The following is a 19,155-nucleotide window of genomic DNA, read 5'->3' as shown; positions in this document are numbered from 1 at the left end:
TCGGCGAACTGCTCGGGGCTCGTGCCGCACAGATCGCGCGACGGTTGGATGGTGACGACGTGTCGGGGCGCCATGACGAAACGCTAGGAATGTCGCCCCACCGAAGTGGTGGACCTAAAGCGCCGCAGGTCTTATGTACTCCGGAGTCACGCGACGAGGTGGCGGACGACGCGAGCGACGTTGCGGTGGTTGCGGAGGCTCTGGATGAGGCTCGGGGCGTAGTTGGAACTTGTTACGACGACCTCGCACCCGTCCCCCACGCAGACAGCGCGCGCCTGCAGGCGGTAGCCCTTGTCGCCGTCGACGCCCCAAAGGCCGACGCCACCCTCGATCGAGAAGGCAGCCCCGTCGGCAACGATCTTCGTCCCGGCGAGCCCGAGGGCCCCCATCTCGAACAAGGCAGTTTGCACCCGGGACGCCACCGATTCGATCGATCCTTTGACCCGCAGGCTCGCGGTGGACGAGTCGGCGGCCACGCCCGGTTCCTTGCTTCGCCGCAACTCCAAAGCGGGCCACATGAGCAGGAGCAGAACCTCACCAAGCACCACAGCCGCCGAACCGGTCAACCCCTCGGCAACAGCGAACAAAGCAAGGACGCAGGCGGCCGCGATGACAACAACGGCGACGTACGCAAGCCTCCGGCGTCGGCGCAACGCTCCGATCGTCGGATGCTCGACCGGATCGGTCTCGAAGCACCTGATAGCGACACCGTCGTCGCGTTCCGGAGGGAGGGTCCGAGGCCTCGGCGTCAGGAGCACCCGCGCTTGATAGAGGACCGCTAGCGCCGGGGGGACAGCGCCGGCGATTGCCACCATCGACTCCATGCGTCCCCCTCGTTGATTTCGCAGTAGGTACAGCTATACGTGTAACTACTGCGAAATCAACGACTGGGGGAGCGGCCCGGTGTGGACCACGGTGAGCACTTTGGTCGCACGGGTGAGTGCGACGTACAGCGCCCGCAAACCCTGAGGCGCTTCCTCCACGATCTGCGCAGGCTCCACCACGACGACGCCGTCGAACTCCAGGCCCTTCACGATGTCGACGGGCACCAGCGTCACGGCCTCGTCCAAGCCGTCGGCGTCGGCCTCCCCGAACTGCAGCCCCGCCTCCCGCAGCGACGCCGCCAACGACTCGCGCATCGACGGCGGGAAGATCACGGCCCGGGTGCCTGTCCCGACACGCCCCGCCTCCTCGCGCACCGCTTCGGCCACCGCCGCACCCAACTCCCCCGGCGCTGCCTGCACGATGCGCGGCGGCATCTCCGTCGAACGCACCGACCGGGGCCGGCGCAGGTGGGGTGCGGCCTCGGCCAGCACCCGCCCCGCCAGCTCCATGATCTCGGCGGGCGTGCGGTAGTTCACCGACAGCTCGACCACCCGGGGCGGGCGGCGCGTCGGCAGGTGCTCAAGGATCTCGTCCCACGACGACGGCGCCCGGTGCCCGGTGGCCTGGGCGATGTCGCCCACCACCGTCATCGACCCCGAGATCGACCGCCGGTTGAGCATGCGCAACTGCATGGGGGTGAGGTCCTGCGCCTCGTCGACGACGATGTGCCCGTACGCCCGCACGTCGTCGTCGGGCGAGTGCTTGCGCGCCCCCAACAACACCCGGGCCTCGTCGAGCAACGGCAGGTCGGCGGGCGTCCACGGGATGGCTTCCAACGAGGACGACCGCGGCCGCGCCAACGCCGCACACTCCTCCGGAGACAACGTCCCCCGCCCGGCCAACGCGATCAGCGGCGGCGCCCCGAACAGGTCGTGCACCAGCTCCTCGGCCAGCAGCACCGGCCACATCCGGTCGAGCGCCTCGGCGATGACGGGCAGCCGCCGCAGCTCCCGCGCCAGATCGGCATCACCCATCACGGCGGAGCCTTCCTCGGGCGTCCGCGTGCGCTCGACGAACGAGGCGTACTGCTGCTGCAGCCGCCGCGTCACCAGCGTCTCCACGGCACGACGGCGGCTGTTGTGCGGCCCCGGCCGCCGACGGGCTTGAGCCACGATCTGCTCGGAGTCGGCCACCGTCAGCCGCAACGTCGTCGACCCGTAGCCCACGGCAATGTCGCGACGCAGCGGTCGCTGCCGGTCGCGCACCGCCCGCGACAGCACCCGCGCCATGCGGGCGTCGCCCTTCACCCGCGTCGCGGCAGGCGAGTCGACCCCCCGAGCCCGCACGTCGGTGACGAGCCCCTCGATGGTGGTCAGCGCCACGCCGCTCTCGCCCAGCGACGGCAGTACCTGCCCGATGTAGCGGAGGAACAGCGGGTTGGGCCCCACCACCAGCACGCCCTGGCGCTCCAAGGGGAACCGGTAGGTGTAGATGAGGTAGGCCGCCCGGTGCAGCGCGACGGCCGTCTTGCCGGTGCCCGGCCCGCCCTGCACGACCAGCACCCCGGGCAGCTCGGCCCGGATGACCTCGTCCTGCTCCTTCTGGACGGTGGCCACGATGTCGCGCATCTGGCCGGAGCGCGACCGCTCCAAGGCCGCCAACAGGGCCGACGTGCCTACCGGCTCGTAGTCGTCGTCGCCGTGGCTGTCGCCGTTGCCGTTGCCCGCGCTCCCGTCCCCTGACAGGGCGAACACTTCGTCCTCGATGCCGAGCAGCCGCCGTCCCTCGCTGGCGAAGTGGCGCCGTCGGGTCAGCCCCATGGGGTGGCGTCCGGTGGCCCGGTAGAACGGCTCGGCCACCGGCGCCCGCCAGTCGACCACCAGCGGTTCCTGATCCTCGGCGGACACGGCCAGGCGCCCGATGTGGAAGGTGTCGCCGTCGTCGCGGTCGATGCGCCCGAAGATCAACGACTCCCGCCCGATGTCGAGCTGGTTGAGGCGCTGGAGCGTCGTGTGCACCACGACCTCGCGCTGTTCGACGGCCTGGAAGGTGCCGCCCCGCTGCTTCAGGGCGTCGTCGAGCGTCGCCCGAGCGGCGGCGCGCAGCGCCTCCACCCGGTCGTAGGCACGGTCGATGAAGGCCTGCTCGGCCTGCAACTCTGGGTGCTGTCCCACGCTGTCCTCGGGAGCCCGTCCCGCGTCTGCGGGACGTTCCAGGGTAGTGGGGTCAGGCCTATGGGCGCGCTACGCGCGTCACAGCCTGCTCGATGAACCGCAGGAGCTCGTCGAGGTTGAACGGCTTGGTGACGTAGTAGTCGGCGCCTGCCCGCCAGCCCTTCCACACGTCTTCGTCGTTGGCCTTGGCCGACAGCAGGACCACGGGGATGCCCCTGGTCGCCGGGTTCGACTTCAAGGCGGCGAGTACGTCGAAGCCGTCACGCTTGGGCATCATCACGTCGAGCACAATGACGTCGGGGGCCATGGTGCGAGCGAGGGAACGAGCGTCGTCGCCGTTGTCGCAGCCCGCCACCGTGTACCCCTCGAACTCGAGGTTGGCGGTCAGCAACCGGCGGACGTCGTTGTCGTCGTCGGCGACGAGCACGCGGCCGCGGGTGGCGACTGCCTCGGGGATGTCGATGGCCGTCATGATGAGTTCAAATATCGGCGTCGGGCGACGACCGCCTTGAGGAAAAGTCGCGCAGAGTGTGGGAAAAGGGTCAGAACGGGCCATGACAGGAGTGGTCCGGTCGGACCGGTTACTCGTTGTCTGGGTAACGTCGCCGGCATGGCGCTCCCGCTGCAGTCGTCGTCCTTCCTCCGCGCCTGTCGCCAAGAACCAGTGGACCGCACGCCGGTCTGGTTCATGCGCCAGGCAGGACGCTCGCTCCCCGAGTACCGCGCCGTGCGAGGCCAGGGCAGCATCCTCGACGCCATCCGGGTGCCCGACCTGGCCGTCGAGATCACGCTCCAACCGGTGCGCCGCTACGGCGTCGACGCCGCCATCCTCTACTCCGACATCGTCGTGCCCGTGGCCGCCATCGACTTCGGGGTCGACGTGGCGCCGGGCGTCGGTCCCGTCGTGGCCCAACCCTTCGCCTCCAAGGACGACCTGGGTCGGCTCCGCCCACTGGAGCCCGAGGTCGACACCCCCTACGTGCTGGAGGCGGTACGCATCCTGGCCGGCGAACTCGACGTGCCGTTGATCGGCTTCGCGGGTGCCCCCTTCACCGTGGCCTCCTACCTCATCGAAGGGCGGCCGTCGCGCACGTACGCCAAGACGAAGGCGCTCATGAAGGGCGAGCCGTCGACGTGGTTCGCGCTGGTCGACGCCTTGGCCGAACTCGCCCTCACATCGCTGCGCTCGCAGATCGACGCCGGTGCCTCGGCCATCCAGCTCTTCGACTCCTGGGCGGGGGCGCTGTCGCCCCGCGACTACGCCGAGTACGTGCTGCCCGCCAGCCGCCGCATCTTCGAGGGGCTGGCCGACACCGGCGTGCCGCGCCTCCACTTCGGCGTGGGCACCGGCGAGCTGCTCGGGCTCATGGCGTCGGCGGGCGCCGACGTGGTGGGCGTCGACTGGCGGGTGCCGCTCGACGTCGCCGTGGAACGCATCGGGCCTGACAAGGCCGTGCAGGGCAACCTCGACCCTGCCGTCTGCCTCGCCCCGTGGGAGGTCGTCGAAGCCGAGACCCGAGCCGTGCTCGACGCAGGCCGCGCCGCCCCGGGCCATGTGTTCAACCTGGGCCACGGCGTGCTGCCCGAGACCGACCCCGACGTGCTGAAGCGGGTGGTGGAGGTCGTCCACGGTGGCTGACGTCGGCGTGCTCGTCATGTCGTACGGCACGCCGTCGGGCCCCGACGGCATCGAGGCCTATTACACCGACATCCGCCGCGGCCATCCGCCCACCGCCGAGCAACTGGCCGACCTCCGTCGTCGCTACGACGCCATCGGCGGGGTCTCGCCGTTGGCAGAGCGGACCGCCGCCCAGGTGGCCGGGCTGCAGGTGGCGCTCGACGCCACCGACCCCGGCCGCTTCGCCGTGTTCTCCGGCGCCAAGCACTCGACGCCGTCGATCGAAGACGGCATGAACGCAATCGCGACGGCGGGCCTCGTCGACGTCGTCGCCCTCGTGCTGGCCCCGCACTACTCGGCGCTGTCGGTGGGCCAGTACTTCGAACGCGTCGACGCGGCCGCCACCGACAACATGGCCGTCACCTACGTGCACGACTGGCACCTGGAGCCGGTGCTCGTCGACCTGCTGGCCGAGCGGGTGGGCGAGGCACTGGCCCGCTTCTCCGGCGACGCCGTGGTGGAGACGTTGGTGACCGCCCACTCGTTGCCCGCCCGGGTGGTGGACATGGACGACCCCTATCCCGGCCAGGTAGCGGCGACGGCCGAGGCGGTGGCCGAGGCGGCCGGCCTGACGCGGTGGCAGGTGGCGTGGCAGAGCGCGGCGCGCACGCCCGAGCCGTGGCTCGGCCCCGACGTCCTCGACGTCATCCCCGCGCTGGCAAGCACGGCCGACGGCGTGCTCGTGTGCCCCGCCGGGTTCGTGTCGGACCACTTGGAGATCCTCTACGACCTCGACGTGCAGGCCCGGGAGGTGGCGGAGTCGGCCGGGCTGCGCTTCGAGCGCACGGCGTCGTTGAACGACGACAAACGCTTCCTGGCCATGCTGGCCGACGTGGTGCGGGTCGCCGCTGCATGACGACACGGCTCATGGTCGTCGGCGGCGGCATCGCAGGCTTGGCGGCGGCATGGGAAGCGGTGCAGCGGGGCGCCGAGGTGACGGTGCTCGAAGCGGGGCCGCGGCTGGGCGGCAAGATCGAGACGGGCTCGGTCGACGGTGTGCCCGTGGAGTCGGGGCCCGACGCCTTCCTGGCTCGTGTGCCATGGGCCGTCGACCTGTGCCGCGAGCTCGACCTCGACCTGGTGGCGCCCGCGGTGGGGCGGGCGCTGGTGTGGTCGGGCGGGCGCTTGCGGCCTGTCCCCGAAGGCATGTTGCTGGGGGTGCCCACGGGCGTGACGGCGATGGCGCGCTCGGGGCTCCTGTCGCCGTTGGGGATGGCCCGCGCCGCCTTCGACTTCGTGCTGCCGCGGACGCCGGTCGACGGCGACGTCTCGGTCGGCGAATTGGTGTCGCGCCGGCTCGGGCGCGAGGTGCTCGAACGGTTGGTCGACCCACTGATCGGCGGCATCAACGCCGGGCGCGCCGACCAGTTGAGCGCGGCCGCAGTGGCGCCCCAGGTGGTGGCCGCCGCCAAGGCCCACCGCAGCTTGGTGCTCGGCGCTCGTCGCACGCGGACGGTGAGCGAAGGACCGGTGTTCCTCACCGTTCCTCAAGGGCTCAGCGTGCTGGTCGAGACCCTGGTGGCACGACTGCGCCAGGCGGGCGCCGAGGTGCGCACCGACTCGCCGGTGTCGTCGCTCGACGACCTCGACGGCAACGTGGTGCTCGCCGTCCCCGCGCCCGCGGCGGCCTCGTTGCTCGGTGGTGAGGCAGGCCAGTTGCTGGCGGGCATCGAGCACGCATCGGTGGCCTTGGTGACCATGGCGTACCCGGCCGACGCCGTGCCTTCCTTGCAGGCCTCCGGGTTCTTGGTGCCCCGACGGGAAGGCCGGCTGCTGACGGCATGCTCGTTCGGCACGGTGAAGTGGCCGCACTGGGCGCCGCCGGAACAAGTGGTGCTGCGAGTCTCGGCGGGACGGGCGGGCGACGATCGTGCGCTGCGGCTGACCGACGACCAGTTGGCTCGGCGCCTGCACGCCGAGTTGGTGGAGCTTGCCGGTGTCAGCGCCGAGCCGACGAGCACGCACGTACGCCGGTGGGTCGACGGGTTCCCGCAGTACCGCGTGGGCCACCTCGACCGGGTGGCCCGCATCGAGCAGGCGCTGCCCGCCCACGTCGCCGTGGCGGGCGCCGCCTACCGGGGGCTGGGCATCCCGGCCTGCATCAAGCAAGGCCGCGACGCCGCAGCACGCCTCGTCCCGAGTACATAGCTCACCGTTCCGGTGAGCTATGTACTCGGGAGTTCTTTAAGTGCGGCCGAAGGCGCCTGTGAGCAGCAGGATCAGCAGGATGACGAGCAACACGCCGCCTAAGCCGATGCCGCGAGAGCGATACGCACCTCCGCCGTACCCCAGTCCGCCGCCGACGGCCAGGACGATGAGGAGGATGAGGAGGATGAGGAGGAGCATGGCCGACGTGTTCCCGGCACCGCACGGGGCAAAACCACCCCGATGAGCGCCCTCGACCTGCGCATCGCACCGATGCTGGCCACCTCAGGCACCTTGCCCAAGGACGACGAGCGGTGGTCGTTCGAGGTGAAGTGGGACGGCGTGCGGGCGCTCACCTACCTCGACGGCGACCGCATGCGCATGGAGAGCCGCAACCTGCTCGACATCACGCCGCGCTACCCCGAACTGCACGGGCTGCCCGAGGCCCTCGGCGGCCGAGGGGCGGTGCTCGACGGCGAGGTCGTGAGCTTCGACGAGGCGGGGCGGCCCAGCTTCGGCCGCCTGCAACACCGCATGCACGTGGCGGGCGAACGCGACGTGCGCGCCCGCATGCACGAGTACCCCGTCGTCTACATGGCCTTCGACGTGCTGTGGCTCGACGGCGAGTCGCTGATGCGCAGGCCGTACCTCGAACGCCGTGAGGTACTGGCCTCGCTCGGCTTGAACGACCCGTCCTGGCAGATGCCCGGGCACCACATCGGTGACGGCGCCGCCATGCTCGCGGCGTCGCGCGAGCGCGGCCTCGAAGGCATCATCGCCAAGCAGGTCGACACGCCCTACGAGGCGGGCAAGCGCTCTCGCTGCTGGCTCAAGGTCAAGAACACAGCCCGCCAAGAGGTGGTCGTCGGCGGGTGGTTGGAGGGCTCCGGCAATCGCACCAACCGCATCGGCGCCCTGCTCGTCGGCTACTACGAGGGCGACCACCTGCACTTCGCGGGCAAGGTCGGCACCGGCTACACCGACCGCATGCTGGCCGAGTTGGCCCAGACGCTCGCTCCCCTGGGCCGGCCGACCAGCCCGTTCAGCGACAAGGTCCCCTACAAGCAGGCCCACTTCGTCGAGCCCACCCTCGTCTGTGATGTCGAGTTCACCGAGTGGACCGCTACGAATACGCTGCGTCACCCGTCGTTCAAGGGGCTGAGAGACGACAAGGCTCCACGAGACGTGGTGAAAGAGCCCTTGTTCGGGGGACAATGAGGCCATGCCCCGGTCCATCTGGAGTGGCGCCATCAGCTTCGGGCTGGTGAACGTGCCCGTGAAGCTCTACACCGCCGTCCGCAAGAAGGACGTCCGCTTCCACCAACTCCACGAGAAGGACGGGTCGCGCATCAAGCAGAAGCGCTTCTGCGAGGCCGAGGAGAAGGAAGTCCCCTACGAGGAGATCGTCAAGGGCTACGAGCTCGGTGGCGGCCAGTACGTGATGATCGAGCCCGACGAGCTCGATGCCCTCGACCCCGAGGCCACCCACACCATCGACATCGAGGACTTCGTCGAGCTCGACGACATCGACCCGCTCTTCTACGACAGCTCGTACTACGTGGTGCCCGACGAGCGGGGCAAGAAGGCGTACCGGCTTTTACTCGAAGCGATGCGTGACGCCAACCGGGTCGGCATCGCCAACGTGGTCATGCGCACCAAGCAGTACCTCGTGGCCATCCGCCCCGTGGGTGACGCGCTGGTGATGTCGACCATGAACTTCGTCGACGAGGTGGTTCCGGTGGAAGACCTCGAAGGGCTGCCCACCGGGCGCATCGAGGTGTCGGACCGCGAGCTGAAGATGGCCAACCAGTTGATCGAGTCGCTGGCCACCGACTTCGACCCCGAGAAGTACCACGACACCTACCGCGAGCGGGTGCTGGAACTGATCGAGCAGAAGGCGTCGGGCAAGGAGATCGTGGCGCCCAAGGCTCCCGACAAGCCCGCGCCGGTGGTCGACCTCATGGCCGCCTTGGAGGCGTCCCTCAACGCCGCCAAGGAAGGGCGCAAGGCCAAAGCGGCCGACGACGACAGCGAGGCGCCGGCCAAGCGCACGCCCGCCAAGAAGGCGGCCAAGGCGAGCAAGTCGACCAAGAAGGCCGCCAGCCGGCGCAAGGCGTCGTAACGCACGGTGGCCGCGGCAACGACAGTCGACATCGAAGGCCGCCAGCTCAAGCTGTCGAACCTCGACAAGGTGCTGTATCCGGAGGTCGGCTTCACCAAGGGCGAGGTGATCGCCTACTACCAGCGCATCTCACCCACACTGCTGCCCCACCTGGCGAGCCGGCCGCTCACCTTGAAGCGCTACCCCAACGGCGTCGAGGGCGAGTTCTTCTACGAGAAGCGCTGCCCGTCGCACCGGCCCGAGTGGGTGCAGACGATCCCGATCCACAGCTCCCGCAACAAGGGGGTCGTGCCCTACTGCGTGGTCGACTCGCTGGCCACGTTGGTGTGGGTGGCCAACCTGGCGTCGCTGGAACTGCACACGTCGCTCTCGCACGGCGACGAGATCCTGCGGCCCCGCATGCTGGTGTTCGACCTCGACCCCGGGCCGCCCGCCGACATCGTGCAGTGCTGCGAGGTCGCGCTGCGGCTGCAGGCGTTGTTCGACCGCATGGGCCTGGTGTCGATCGCCAAGACCTCGGGGTCGAAGGGCCTGCAGGTCTACGTGCCGCTCAACACACCCGACGTGCGTTACGACAACGGCACCAAGGACTTCGCCTTGGCCGTGGCCCAGTCGTTCGAGCAGCGGCTGCCCGACCAAGTGGTGTCGTCGATGAAGAAGGACTTGCGGCCCGGCAAGGTTCTCATCGACTGGAGCCAGAACGACGAGCACAAGACCACGGTGAACGTGTACTCACTGCGGGCCAAGCCCCGGCCCACCGTCTCCACGCCGGTGACGTGGGAAGAGGTGGAGGCGTGCGCCGAGGCGGCTGATGCCTCGATGCTGGTGTTCACCGCCGACGACGTGATCGAGCGGGTCGGACGGATGGGCGACCTGTTCGCTCCCGCGGTGGAGTTGGAGCAGGAGCTTCCGGCGCTGTCGCCGTAAGTCGTATTAAGAGGCCAGGATTACTCCACCACGTCGTCCTCGGGCAGCGGGCCGAATGTCGACATCACCGGCACGTAGGGCGAGGCATCGCCGTCCCAGTCGAAGGCGCGTACCTGTGCGACCGAGCGGCGGCCCGCCAACGCCCGGAACAGCTCGGTGGGCGAGGTGGCCATCGTCGTCGCCGGATCGCCTCCGCCCAACTCCCATTCCTCGTCGCCCGCCCGCACCCGCAGCGGCGGCAGCGAGTGCTTGCGCAGGCGGTAGTCGAGCCCCGTGACGTAGGCCTGGAGGGAGTAGTCGAAGCCGACCGACTCGACCGGGCCGCAGATGTCGTACTCGTGGGTCACGAGGTCGACCACCGCCCGCGCCATCCGGGGCGTCTCGCGTACCAGGCGCCCGAGGGCGGGTGCGTGCTCGGCCCATTCGTCGAGCAGCTCGTCGAGGGAACGGCCGGCGCGCTCGGCCACCTGACGGGCCGTCGACTCCGACGTGGCCAGCCCCTCGGTGCGCCCGGCTGTGATGTCGACAGCCACGCCCGTCAGGTGGGCGACGACGTCGCGCACCGTCCATCCGGGGCAGGCCGCCACCGGCCGAGCCAGGTCGTCGTCGCCCAACTGGCGGACGAAGGCGGTGAGGCGGGCCCGGGTGTCTTCGTAGATCTCGTCGGGCTGCATGGCGCGGACGGTAGCGGGCCGACGACGATGGCGGCCGTGCGCCTTGCTGCCTGCGTCGTCGCCGGCGTCCTCACCGCCCTGTCCGTCCCCCCGTGGGGTTGGTGGCCGTTGGCCTTCGTCGGGCTGGCCGTGCTCGCCGTCGCCACCGAAGGCGTCGAGCGCGCCCGTCGTCGGGCCAAGCTCGGCCTCGGCTTCGGGCTCGGCATGTTCGTCCCCGGCCTGTGGTGGATGAGCGACTTTCACGCCGTTGGCGGCCCGCTGGTGATGCTGGCGGAAGCAGCCTTCGTCATGGTCGCGGTGATCGTCGCTCCACCGAGCGGACGGTGGCGGGTGGTCGCCTTTCCCGCGGCCCTGGTGCTCGCCGAAGCGGTGCGGGCCACCATCCCCTTCGGCGGGCTGCCCATGGCGGGCATCCCCCCCGGCCAGGTGGACGGGCCACTGGCACCGCTGGCCCGCGTCGGTGGAGAACTGTTGATCCTCGGCGCCGTGGCCTTGGTCGCCATGCGCCGCGTCCTCGCCGTGGCTGCCGTCGTGCTCCTCGCCGTGCTCAGCGCAGCGGCGCCCGACGGCGGCGCACCCACGGGGCACCTCGACGTGGCGGTGGTGCAGGGTGGCGGGCGACGCGGGTTTCGCGCCGTCGACACCGACCCCCGCCAGGTCTTCGAAGCCCATGTCGAGGCCACCGCCGGCGTGCGCCCCGGTGTCGACGTGGTGGTATGGCCTGAGGACGTGGTCGACGTCGACCGGCCCATCACCGAAGCCGAGGCGGGCGCCGTGCTGGCGGCCACCGCCGACGGCCTCGACACCGTGCTGGTGGCGGGGGTGGTCGAGGACGTCCGCGGCACCCGCTTCGCCAACGCTGCCGTGGCGTGGGGGCCCGACGGGCAACTGCTCGACCGCTACGACAAGGTGCACCGGGTGCCGTTTGGCGAGTACGTGCCCGGCCGTTCGTTCCTCGACCGCTTCGTCGACTTGAGCGTCATCCCCCGCGACGCCGTGCCCGGCACCGGGCCGGGCCGCCTCGACACGCCGGCCGGTCGCCTCGGGGTGGTCATCAGCTTCGAGGTGTTCTTCGCCGACCGCGCCCGGGCCGCCGCCAACGCGGGAGGCCGCCTGCTGTTGGTGCCCACCAACGCGGCGTCGTTCAAGACCAGCCAGGTGCCCACCACACAGGTGGCCGCCGCCCGCCTGCGCGCGCTCGAAACCGGCCGCGACCTGGTGCAGGCGGCGCCCACCGGGTACGGCGCAGTCGTCGACCACCACGGCCGGCTGCGGGCGCGCACGACGCTCGGCAGGCGCCAAGTGGTGCACGAGACGGTGGCGCTGCGCGACGGCCGCACGGTCTACGCCCGCTTCGGCGACGCACCGGTGATCGTGCTCGCCGCCGGGGCGCTGGCCGTTGCGTGGTGGCGTCGGAGAATTGACCAGGTGGTCAATTCCAGGCACCCTTAGCCCTCATGTCGCTCGGGGAGGGGAGGCTTCGCATTGCGTACCTCGCGTACCGCGGCAACCCTCATTCCGGCGGCCAAGGCGTCTACACCCGGCACCTGACGCGGGAGCTGGTGGCCCTGGGCCACGAGGTCACCGTCTTCGGCGGCCCGCCGTACCCCGACCTCGACGAGGGCGTGGAGTTGGTGAAGGTCCCCAGCCTCGACCTCTACCGCCAGCCTGATCCGTTCCGCATCCCCAAGCCTCGCGAGTTCACATCGCTGGTCGACGCGCTGGAGTTCGGCCTCATGTGCACGGCCGGGTTCCCCGAGCCGCTGACGTTCAGCCTGCGCGCCCGCAAGGCGCTGCGGGCGCGACGGGGCGACTTCGACGTCGTGCACGACAACCAGTGCATGGGCACCGGCATGCTCGGCATGGTGCGCGACGGGTGGCCGTTGGTGACGACGCTGCACCACCCCATCACCGTCGACCGCCGGCTGGAGTTGGAGCACGCCCGTTCGTGGCGACGGCAACTGACGCTGCGCCGGTGGTACGGCTTCGTGCGCATGCAGGTGCGGGTGGCGAAGCGGTTGCCGGCGGTCATCACCGTGTCGGAGTCGTCGCGGGCCGACATCGTCGAGCAGATGGGGGTCGAGCCCGACCGCCTGTCCATCGTGCACGTCGGCGTCGACACCACTCGGTTCCGCCCCCTCCCCCACATCGCCCGGGTGCCGGGGCGGCTGATGACGACGGCCAGCGCCGACGTGCCCCTCAAGGGGTTGGTCCCCCTGCTCGAAGCGGTGGCCAAGGTACGCACCGAACGCCACGCCGAGTTGGTGGTGATCGGCAAGCCCCGCCCGGAGAGCCGGGTGCAGGAGACCATCGAGCGGCTGGGCTTGGCCGGTGCCGTGTCGTTCGTGAGCGGCGTGAGCGACGAGCGCATCGTGGAGCTCTACGCCGAGGCCGAGGTGGCGGTGGTTCCGTCGTTGTACGAAGGCTTCTCGTTGCCCGCCGTGGAAGCCATGGCGTGCGGCGTGCCGCTGGTTGCCACGACGGGAGGCGCGCTGCCCGAGGTCGTGGGCGCCCACGGAGAGACGGGGTTGCTGGTGCCGCCCGGCGACGTGGGGGCGTTGGCCACAGCGATCAACGATGCGCTGGCCGACGAGGCTCTGCGGCGCCGCATCGGCGACGGCGGGCGGCGTCGCGTGCTGGAGCACTTCACCTGGCGGGCCACGGCCGAAGGCACGGTCGACGCCTATCGAAAGGCCATCGCTTCCGCATGCTGACCGTCGACTTCGAACGCCTGGGGCTGCGGCCCGGAGACCGAGTGCTCGACCTCGGGTGCGGCGCAGGGCGCCATGCCTTTGCCGCTGTGGAGCGGGGCGCTCGCGCGGTGGCGGTCGACGCCGACGACACCGAGGTAAAGGGCGTGGCTGCCATGTTCGCCGCGCTGGAGGGCGAGGGCGACGGCGTGGCGCTGACCGGCGACGCGCTGCGGCTGCCGTTCCCCGACGCCACCTTCGACCGGGTGATCGCCGCCGAAGTGCTCGAGCACATCCCGCCCGATACCGCGGCGATTGCCGAACTGGTGCGGGTGTTGCGGCCGGGCGGCACCATCGCCGTCACCGTCCCCCGCTGGGGACCGGAGCTCGTCAACTGGGCCTTGTCCGACGAGTACCACTCGGTCGAGGGCGGGCACGTGCGCATCTATCGGCGCAGCGCGCTGGAGGGCCGCTTGCGGGCCGCGGGGCTGCGTCTCACGGGCCACCACCACGCCCACGCGCTGCACTCGCCGTACTGGTGGCTGAAGTGCGCGGTGGGCGTTCGCAACGACGAGCACCGGCTGGTGAAGGCGTACCACCGGCTGTTGGTGTGGGACATCATGTCGAAGCCGTGGGTGACGCAGGTGGCCGAGCGGGTGCTGAACCCGGTGCTGGGCAAGAGCGTCGTGCTCTACGGGATGAAGCCGTGACGGACGTGCGCGCCACGGTCGACGGCATCGCCGCCCTGCAGGTGCCGTCGGGCATGATCCCTTGGTTCCCGGGCGGGCACTGCGACCCGTGGAACCACGTGGAGACGGCCATGGCGCTGAGCGTGGGCGGTCGATGGGCCGAGGCCGAGGCGGCGTACCGGTGGCTGGCCGACATCCAGAACCGCGACGGGTCGTGGTTCAACTACTACATCGGCGACAACGAGGTGGAGGACTACCGCCTCGACACCAACGTGGTGGCCTACGTGGCCGTCGGCGTGTGGCACCACTTCCTCGTCACCGGCGACGAGGACTTCCTGCGCTCGACGTGGGGCATGGTCGAGCGGGCGCTCGACTGGGTGGTGCGGTTGCAGCGCTCGACCGGCGAGGTGCTGTGGTGCATCGAGCCCGACCTCAACCCCGGTCGCTTCGCCCTGCTCACCGGCTCGTCGTCGATCTACCTGTCGTTGCGGTGCGGCGTCGCCGTGGGCGACCGCATCGGCAAGCAACGGCCCGACTGGGAACTGGCGGCAGGACGGTTGGCCCATGCCATCGCCTATGCGCCTGAGCGCTTCGAGCCCAAGGACCGCTGGGCCATGGACTGGTACTACCCGGTGCTGTGCGGCGCGGTGACCGGCTCGCCGGGGCGGGCGCGCCTGCAGGAGCGGTGGGACGAGTTCGTGATGGACGGGCTCGGCGTGCGCTGCGTGGCCGACCGCCCATGGGTCACGGCCGCCGAGACGGCCGAGTGCGTCATCGCCTTGGACGCGGTGGGCATGGGCGACGAGGCCCGCCGCCTGTTCGAGTGGGCGCAGCACCTGCGCCACGACGACGGCATGTACTGGACGGGCTGCGTGTACCCCGAGGTCGTGCACTTCCCCGGGGGCGAGCGGTCGAGCTACACGGCGGCCGCCATCGTGCTGGCCGCCGATGCGCTGGAGGGACTGACCCCGGCGTCGGGCCTGTTCCGCGGCGAGGGCCTGCCGACCGGCCTCGACCTCGACGCCCCCGTCGCCGACCCCAAGCCCTAACCCCCGCGTACGTAACGTCCGCATCCCGCAACAGCGGCGAAGCGGTAGCCGCTGCGTCGATCGCCCACGCGGCCGCGTTGTGCAGGCGGTCGAGCGCCGTGCGCGCCAGCGCCCATAGACACTTCGTGTGGCAGGCGGACGCCTCCTCGGCCAACCCACCGCACGAGGGCAAACAGTGCCCAGCCCGGTCCGGCGTTCTTGCGTTTTTACACAGTCAGGCAGAAGCGGACGGGCCGGTAGGCGGCCACCGCGACGGTGACCTCAAATTGCCCCGGCGCGTCGACCTCCAGCGTTCCCGGGATATCGACGGGGGGCGGCGCCCACTGGCCGGGGTCCCGGACGCGACCGCCGACGGAGGGGCCCGACTTGTCGAAGTGCGTCAACCGTGCATCGCTCGACGAGCCCGGCATGGCGCGAACCTTCAGGTTGACTGCGGTTCCCGTCATTGCGTCGACGAGGACGAGCAGCTTCGCGCTCAAGCCGCCGTCATCGACACGGTGAGCGGCGAGCGTCTCGGCGCGACCGATAGCGAGGGTTACCGGGCCGCTTGACGGCCCGCCGGCCGCGTACTTCGCCCACCGTTCGGAATGCGCGGCTTCGCTACACGGCGCAGCGGCCGCTACATCGGGCGTCGAGTCTCTTCCGAGAACAATGGCTGCCCCTCCCACTGCTATTACGACAGCACCCCAGACGCCGAGCCGAGCGCGAGAGCCCCCCATGCGACGAGGATAATGCGCGACCCACTTTTGTAGACCTCGGTCACGAGCGAACGCTCCTGCTTCCCACGCCCACGTCGAACGGTTCGACTCATGGCGGCGATCAGCCGTGTCGACAGGCGGGCGTTGACCGCCGCCAACATGCGGCTGACGCCGAAGACGGCGCCGGCGACGATGCACAAGCCCGGCGACGCGCTCAGCACAGCGGCCACACACGAGCCGTGGAAGGCGAGGTACGGCGCCTCCGTGATCAGCCCGGGTCCAAGCATGAGCCCCCAGAGGACGCCCGCACGCGGACCTGCGGGGTACACCCAATGCGCCGGCACACGAAACCCTCCCGACAGTCGCTCAACCACTCGGGCCTCGTTCTGCACTGCGGCGAGGACCAGCACGAGCACTCCGGCGGCCCACAGCCGCGCCCGCTCGGGCGCCCCAGACGCCACGAAGGCGAGGGCCGCTAGCAGGACGCCCACAGCAGTACCTCCAATGGCGGAGGCAAGTATCGCCGCTCTCATGGTGTCGGTGCGACGCCGACCGGCGCCGTCAATCGTGCCTAGAACATTAAGAGCGCGCGCAGATAGGCGACGAGAGAAGACCATCCACCGGTCGTCGTGACGGCCCGGGTTTGATCCCGGTGCTGTCCCATCCGACGACCAGGTGGAGGTCTTCACACCATGCTTGCACTCCAGCCGCGTGTGGTGGATGCCGTGTGGGCTGCGGTCGAGCCGCTCCTGCCGCTGCGGCCGCCCGACCGGCGACAGTCGGCCGTTTCGCGGACTCGCCGCAACTCCTCCGCCGGCTATGTACTCGGGACGTGGTGGACGGGGCGGCCTTCGGCGGCGAGGGCTTGTTCGAGCAGTGGGGAGGGGGTCGACAGGTACACGGTGGCGTCGAGGGCGATGGCGGCGGCCAAGGCTTCGGTGCCGAGCACGTTGAGCGCGTGGCGTTGGCGCAGCATGCCGATGTCGGGCGCAAGCGTTCGCAGCGACAGCAACTCGATCTCGTCGGGCAGTTCGACCAAGGCGGCCACGGCCCGTCGGCGCTGCGCCGCAGGCAACGATGCGAACGGTGCTGCCAACGTCCCGGGGCGTTCGGCCGCCGTCAGGACCGCCTGGCACAGTCGGACGTACCAATAGCCGGTCGTCGCCAACTGGCGGCGACGCAGCGCCCGGGGCGTCGAGCCCCGAAGGACGGCACCGAGCACCTGGTCGTCGACGAGCGCGACGGTCACTCGTCGGCGAGGTCGGGGTCGGCCGCCGCAGCCTCCCAATCGGCATCGGTCACGGCGTCGAGCACCTGGCGACGCAATGCCTTCACGCCACCGGGCACCAAGAGCACCGCATCACCCAAGTCGAGGTACCCCACGTCGCCGCCGTCGGCCATCCGCCACCGCCGACGAGCCTCGGCCGGGAGGCTCATCTGCCCTCGGGCCGACACCTTGAGGTCGCCGCTCGATGCCATGCGCCAAGCTTACAAGGCGACTTAGTTCACCGCTTTGTAAGCACGCGGAGGCTGCCGGTGGCAGAGACCTCCTCGAACGCACCCGACCCGACCGCCTCGCAGTACAACTCGTACGGCGGGCGGCCACCGTCGGCCGGGTCGGGGAAGACGTCGTGGATGGCCAGGACGCCCCCGGGGAGCAGGTGCGGTGTCCAGCCTCGGTAGTCGGCCTGCGCGGGCTCGCTGCCGTGGCCACCGTCGATGAACAGGAAGGCCAGCGGCGTCCGCCAGACGGCGGCCACCACCGGCGACAGCCCGACCACGCCGATCACCACGTCTTCGAGCCCGGCCTCCTCCATGGTGCGGCGGAAGAACGGCAGCGTGTCCATGCGCCCGGTGGCCGGGTCGACGACCGAGGAGTCGTGATGATCCCACCCGGCCTGGTTCTCCTCCGAGCCGCGGTGGTGGTCGACGGTGAACAGCACCGTGCCCGCAGCCCGCGCCGCCGCGCCCAAGTAGACGGCCGACTTGCCGCAGTACGTGCCCACTTCGAGCAGCGGCCCGGCCGGTGCGCCCAACGCCGCTCGGTGCAGGGCCACGCCTTCGTCGTCGGGCATGAAGCCCTTGGCCCGGCGGGCTACGTCAAGCAGCCAGGCGTCCACGGGCTCAGGCGACGATCTCGTCGCGCACCACCGGGTCCTGCACGAAGATGACCTTGTTGAACAGGTAGAACTTCACGATCCACAGCACGCCGAAAGCGCCGAACGACGCCCCGTTGATGACCAGGCCCTGCATGATGCGGGAATCGGCCACGTCGTAGGCGAACGACTCGGCCACGGCCACCGCGCCCGTCGAGAACGCCAAGCCGACGAAGGCCAGCACCCAGAACGGCACGATCTCCCGCCACAGGTGCGAGCGGCCGGTCTTGCCCCACGCCCACCGCCGGTTCAGGTAGTAGGACGGCACGCTGCCCACGGCCACGGCTGCGACGTTCGACCACTCGGCCGACCAGTGGACGATGGCGAAGAAGATGAACAGCGCCGTCTGGCTCACGGCCACGGACACGACCGAGACCAGCGAGTAACGAATGGCCTTGCGCCCGCCGGGCGTGCGAGCGCGGTCGAGGAAGGTGGAGACGGCGGACACGAGCAGCGAGGGTACCGGCGGGCCTGCGCAGCAGTGAAGTCGGGCCATGCCAGGATGGCGCGGTGACCGAAGCCCTCGACGACCTCGTCGGCCTGCTCGACCTCGAGCCCATCGAGGTCAACATCTTCCGCGGCGCCCAGCCCGATCCGGACGAACGGCGCCAGCGTGTCTTTGGTGGCCAGGTGGCCGGCCAAGCCTTGGTGGCCGCCGCCCGCACGGTCGAGACCGACCGGGCAGTGCACTCGCTGCACGCCTATTTCCTGCGGCCAGGCGACACCTCGGTACCGATCCTCTACGAGGTCGACCGCATCCGTGACGGCAAGTCGTTCACGACCCGACGAGTCGTGGCCATTCAGCACGGCAAGCCGATCTTCAACCTGCAGGCCTCGTTCCAGTGCGGCGAACAAGGGCTCGATCACCAGCAGCCGATGCCCGACGTGCCCGATCCCGGCACGTTGCAGACCGTCATCCCCGAGCGCATCAGCCCCATCGACCTGCGCCACGTCGAGCCGCCGTTCTGGCACGCACCCGACCAACCCGAGCGTGACTACCAACGGGTGTGGTTCCGCACCGCCGGTCCGTTGGCCGACGACCCGGTGCTCCATGCCTGCGTCGTCACCTACGTCAGCGACCTCACGCTGCTCGACACGACGCTGCTCCCCCACCGCCGATCGTCGGCCGACCAGGTCATGCAGATGGCCAGCCTCGATCACGCCATGTGGTTCCACCGGCCGTTCCGGGCCGACGACTGGCTCCTGTACGACCAGGCCACGCCGTCGGCGTCGAGTGCGCGCGGCCTGGCCCGCGGGTCGATCTTCACCCGGGACGGGCAGCTCGCCGTATCGGTGGTCCAGGAAGGGCTGATCCGGACCCGGGCATG

General features: G+C 70.4%; 22 protein-coding genes. 11 read left to right on the top strand and 11 right to left on the bottom strand.

Going from position 1 to position 19,155, the window contains the following annotated elements:
• Positions 1–146: 146 nt before the first annotated feature.
• From VM938_16435 to VM938_16425, 3 genes are read right to left on the bottom strand one after another with little or no spacing between them, the layout of a single operon-like run.
• Positions 147–824 carry a hypothetical protein gene (locus VM938_16435; protein ID HVF76626.1) on the bottom strand — a complete coding sequence of 226 codons (678 nt, stop codon included), beginning with the start codon at positions 822–824 and terminating at the stop codon, positions 147–149.
• Positions 825–869: 45 nt separating this feature from the next.
• Positions 870–2,999, bottom strand: coding sequence for an AAA family ATPase (locus VM938_16430; protein ID HVF76625.1), 2,130 nt, complete (start codon positions 2,997–2,999; stop codon positions 870–872).
• A gap of 58 nt (positions 3,000–3,057) precedes the next feature.
• A complete protein-coding gene (locus tag VM938_16425) occupies positions 3,058–3,471 on the bottom strand; it encodes a response regulator transcription factor (protein HVF76624.1) in 414 nt (137 codons plus the stop codon).
• Positions 3,472–3,609: 138 nt separating this feature from the next.
• On the opposite strand from VM938_16425, the gene hemE reads away from it, so the two are divergent.
• The 3 genes from hemE to hemG are packed head-to-tail and all read left to right on the top strand — an operon-like array spanning position 3,610 to position 6,825.
• Entirely contained in the window at positions 3,610–4,638 is a 1,029-nt protein-coding gene (hemE, locus tag VM938_16420; protein ID HVF76623.1) for a uroporphyrinogen decarboxylase, read from the top strand.
• Positions 4,631–5,533, top strand: a complete 903-nt coding sequence (gene hemH, locus VM938_16415) for a ferrochelatase (GenBank protein ID HVF76622.1) — start codon at positions 4,631–4,633, stop codon at positions 5,531–5,533. The genes hemE and hemH overlap by 8 nt, the downstream gene beginning before the upstream one ends.
• Positions 5,530–6,825 carry a protoporphyrinogen oxidase gene (gene hemG, locus VM938_16410; protein ID HVF76621.1) on the top strand — a complete coding sequence of 432 codons (1,296 nt, stop codon included), beginning with the start codon at positions 5,530–5,532 and terminating at the stop codon, positions 6,823–6,825. Before hemH ends, hemG begins: the two co-directional genes overlap by 4 nt.
• Positions 6,826–6,861: 36 nt before the next feature.
• Here the strand turns inward: hemG and VM938_16405 are convergent, their stop codons facing one another.
• Positions 6,862–7,023, bottom strand: a complete 162-nt coding sequence (locus VM938_16405) for a hypothetical protein (GenBank protein HVF76620.1) — start codon at positions 7,021–7,023, stop codon at positions 6,862–6,864.
• Between the two features lie 42 nt (positions 7,024–7,065).
• Here VM938_16405 and ligD (VM938_16400) point away from each other — a divergent pair, with 42 nt between their 5' ends.
• From ligD (VM938_16400) to ligD (VM938_16390), 3 genes are read left to right on the top strand one after another with little or no spacing between them, the layout of a single operon-like run.
• The gene (ligD, locus tag VM938_16400) at positions 7,066–8,040 is read left to right on the top strand and encodes a non-homologous end-joining DNA ligase (protein ID HVF76619.1); all 975 of its coding nucleotides are present in this window, start codon (positions 7,066–7,068) and stop codon (positions 8,038–8,040) included.
• 4 nt (positions 8,041–8,044) lie between these two features.
• Positions 8,045–8,944, top strand: coding sequence for a Ku protein (locus VM938_16395; GenBank protein HVF76618.1), 900 nt, complete (start codon positions 8,045–8,047; stop codon positions 8,942–8,944).
• A gap of 6 nt (positions 8,945–8,950) precedes the next feature.
• Positions 8,951–9,871, top strand: a complete 921-nt coding sequence (gene ligD, locus VM938_16390; GenBank protein HVF76617.1) for a non-homologous end-joining DNA ligase — start codon at positions 8,951–8,953, stop codon at positions 9,869–9,871.
• A gap of 20 nt (positions 9,872–9,891) precedes the next feature.
• Here the strand turns inward: ligD (VM938_16390) and VM938_16385 are convergent, their stop codons facing one another.
• Positions 9,892–10,545, bottom strand: coding sequence for a maleylpyruvate isomerase family mycothiol-dependent enzyme (locus tag VM938_16385; GenBank protein ID HVF76616.1), 654 nt, complete (start codon positions 10,543–10,545; stop codon positions 9,892–9,894).
• Between the two features lie 36 nt (positions 10,546–10,581).
• On the opposite strand from VM938_16385, the gene lnt reads away from it, so the two are divergent.
• From lnt to VM938_16365, 4 genes are read left to right on the top strand one after another with little or no spacing between them, the layout of a single operon-like run.
• Complete coding sequence (gene lnt, locus VM938_16380) at positions 10,582–11,997, top strand: apolipoprotein N-acyltransferase (protein HVF76615.1); 1,416 nt, start codon at positions 10,582–10,584, stop codon at positions 11,995–11,997.
• 5 nt (positions 11,998–12,002) lie between these two features.
• Positions 12,003–13,259 carry a glycosyltransferase family 4 protein gene (locus VM938_16375; protein HVF76614.1) on the top strand — a complete coding sequence of 419 codons (1,257 nt, stop codon included), beginning with the start codon at positions 12,003–12,005 and terminating at the stop codon, positions 13,257–13,259.
• Positions 13,253–13,945: a methyltransferase domain-containing protein gene (locus tag VM938_16370; GenBank protein HVF76613.1), complete on the top strand. Its 693-nt coding sequence runs from the start codon at positions 13,253–13,255 to the stop codon at positions 13,943–13,945. Before VM938_16375 ends, VM938_16370 begins: the two co-directional genes overlap by 7 nt.
• Positions 13,942–14,973: a hypothetical protein gene (locus tag VM938_16365; protein ID HVF76612.1), complete on the top strand. Its 1,032-nt coding sequence runs from the start codon at positions 13,942–13,944 to the stop codon at positions 14,971–14,973. The genes VM938_16370 and VM938_16365 overlap by 4 nt, the downstream gene beginning before the upstream one ends.
• 206 nt (positions 14,974–15,179) lie before the next feature.
• Here the strand turns inward: VM938_16365 and VM938_16360 are convergent, their stop codons facing one another.
• The 6 genes from VM938_16360 to VM938_16335 all read right to left on the bottom strand — a co-directional run bounded on the left by VM938_16360 (position 15,180) and on the right by VM938_16335 (position 18,275).
• Positions 15,180–15,452, bottom strand: a complete 273-nt coding sequence (locus VM938_16360; GenBank protein ID HVF76611.1) for a hypothetical protein — start codon at positions 15,450–15,452, stop codon at positions 15,180–15,182.
• 194 nt (positions 15,453–15,646) lie between these two features.
• On the bottom strand, positions 15,647–16,162 hold the full coding sequence (locus tag VM938_16355) for a hypothetical protein (GenBank protein ID HVF76610.1): 516 nt from the start codon (positions 16,160–16,162) through the stop codon (positions 15,647–15,649).
• Between the two features lie 326 nt (positions 16,163–16,488).
• The gene (locus VM938_16350) at positions 16,489–16,920 is read right to left on the bottom strand and encodes a hypothetical protein (protein HVF76609.1); all 432 of its coding nucleotides are present in this window, start codon (positions 16,918–16,920) and stop codon (positions 16,489–16,491) included.
• A complete protein-coding gene (locus VM938_16345; protein ID HVF76608.1) occupies positions 16,917–17,150 on the bottom strand; it encodes an AbrB/MazE/SpoVT family DNA-binding domain-containing protein in 234 nt (77 codons plus the stop codon). The genes VM938_16350 and VM938_16345 overlap by 4 nt, the downstream gene beginning before the upstream one ends.
• A 26-nt stretch (positions 17,151–17,176) precedes the next feature.
• Positions 17,177–17,791, bottom strand: a complete 615-nt coding sequence (locus tag VM938_16340) for a class I SAM-dependent methyltransferase (protein ID HVF76607.1) — start codon at positions 17,789–17,791, stop codon at positions 17,177–17,179.
• A gap of 4 nt (positions 17,792–17,795) precedes the next feature.
• On the bottom strand, positions 17,796–18,275 hold the full coding sequence (locus VM938_16335) for a GtrA family protein (GenBank protein ID HVF76606.1): 480 nt from the start codon (positions 18,273–18,275) through the stop codon (positions 17,796–17,798).
• A gap of 62 nt (positions 18,276–18,337) precedes the next feature.
• Between VM938_16335 and VM938_16330 the strand changes: the two genes are divergently transcribed.
• Positions 18,338–19,155 (top strand): acyl-CoA thioesterase II (locus VM938_16330; protein HVF76605.1); only part of this gene is annotated, 818 nt, incomplete at its 3' end.

The sequence above is a fragment of the Acidimicrobiales bacterium genome (assembly GCA_035536915.1).
Lineage (GTDB): Bacteria > Actinomycetota > Acidimicrobiia > Acidimicrobiales > JAHWLA01 > JAHWLA01.
This window is presented reverse-complemented; position numbering and strand designations above follow the sequence as displayed.

Excerpts from the sequence above, each read along its gene's own strand:
- VM938_16435 (HVF76626.1), bottom strand. The coding sequence starts at position 824 with ATGGAGTCGATGGTGGCAATCGCCGGCGCTGTCCCCCCGGCGCTAGCG.
- VM938_16425 (HVF76624.1), bottom strand. The coding sequence starts at position 3,471 with ATGACGGCCATCGACATCCCCGAGGCAGTCGCCACCCGCGGCCGCGTG.
- hemE (HVF76623.1), top strand. The coding sequence starts at position 3,610 with ATGGCGCTCCCGCTGCAGTCGTCGTCCTTCCTCCGCGCCTGTCGCCAA.
- hemG (HVF76621.1), top strand. The coding sequence starts at position 5,530 with ATGACGACACGGCTCATGGTCGTCGGCGGCGGCATCGCAGGCTTGGCG.
- VM938_16405 (HVF76620.1), bottom strand. The coding sequence starts at position 7,023 with ATGCTCCTCCTCATCCTCCTCATCCTCCTCATCGTCCTGGCCGTCGGC.
- ligD (HVF76619.1), top strand. The coding sequence starts at position 7,066 with ATGAGCGCCCTCGACCTGCGCATCGCACCGATGCTGGCCACCTCAGGC.
- VM938_16395 (HVF76618.1), top strand. The coding sequence starts at position 8,045 with ATGCCCCGGTCCATCTGGAGTGGCGCCATCAGCTTCGGGCTGGTGAAC.
- VM938_16385 (HVF76616.1), bottom strand. The coding sequence starts at position 10,545 with ATGCAGCCCGACGAGATCTACGAAGACACCCGGGCCCGCCTCACCGCC.
- VM938_16375 (HVF76614.1), top strand. The coding sequence starts at position 12,003 with ATGTCGCTCGGGGAGGGGAGGCTTCGCATTGCGTACCTCGCGTACCGC.
- VM938_16370 (HVF76613.1), top strand. The coding sequence starts at position 13,253 with ATGCTGACCGTCGACTTCGAACGCCTGGGGCTGCGGCCCGGAGACCGA.
- VM938_16345 (HVF76608.1), bottom strand. The coding sequence starts at position 17,150 with ATGGCATCGAGCGGCGACCTCAAGGTGTCGGCCCGAGGGCAGATGAGC.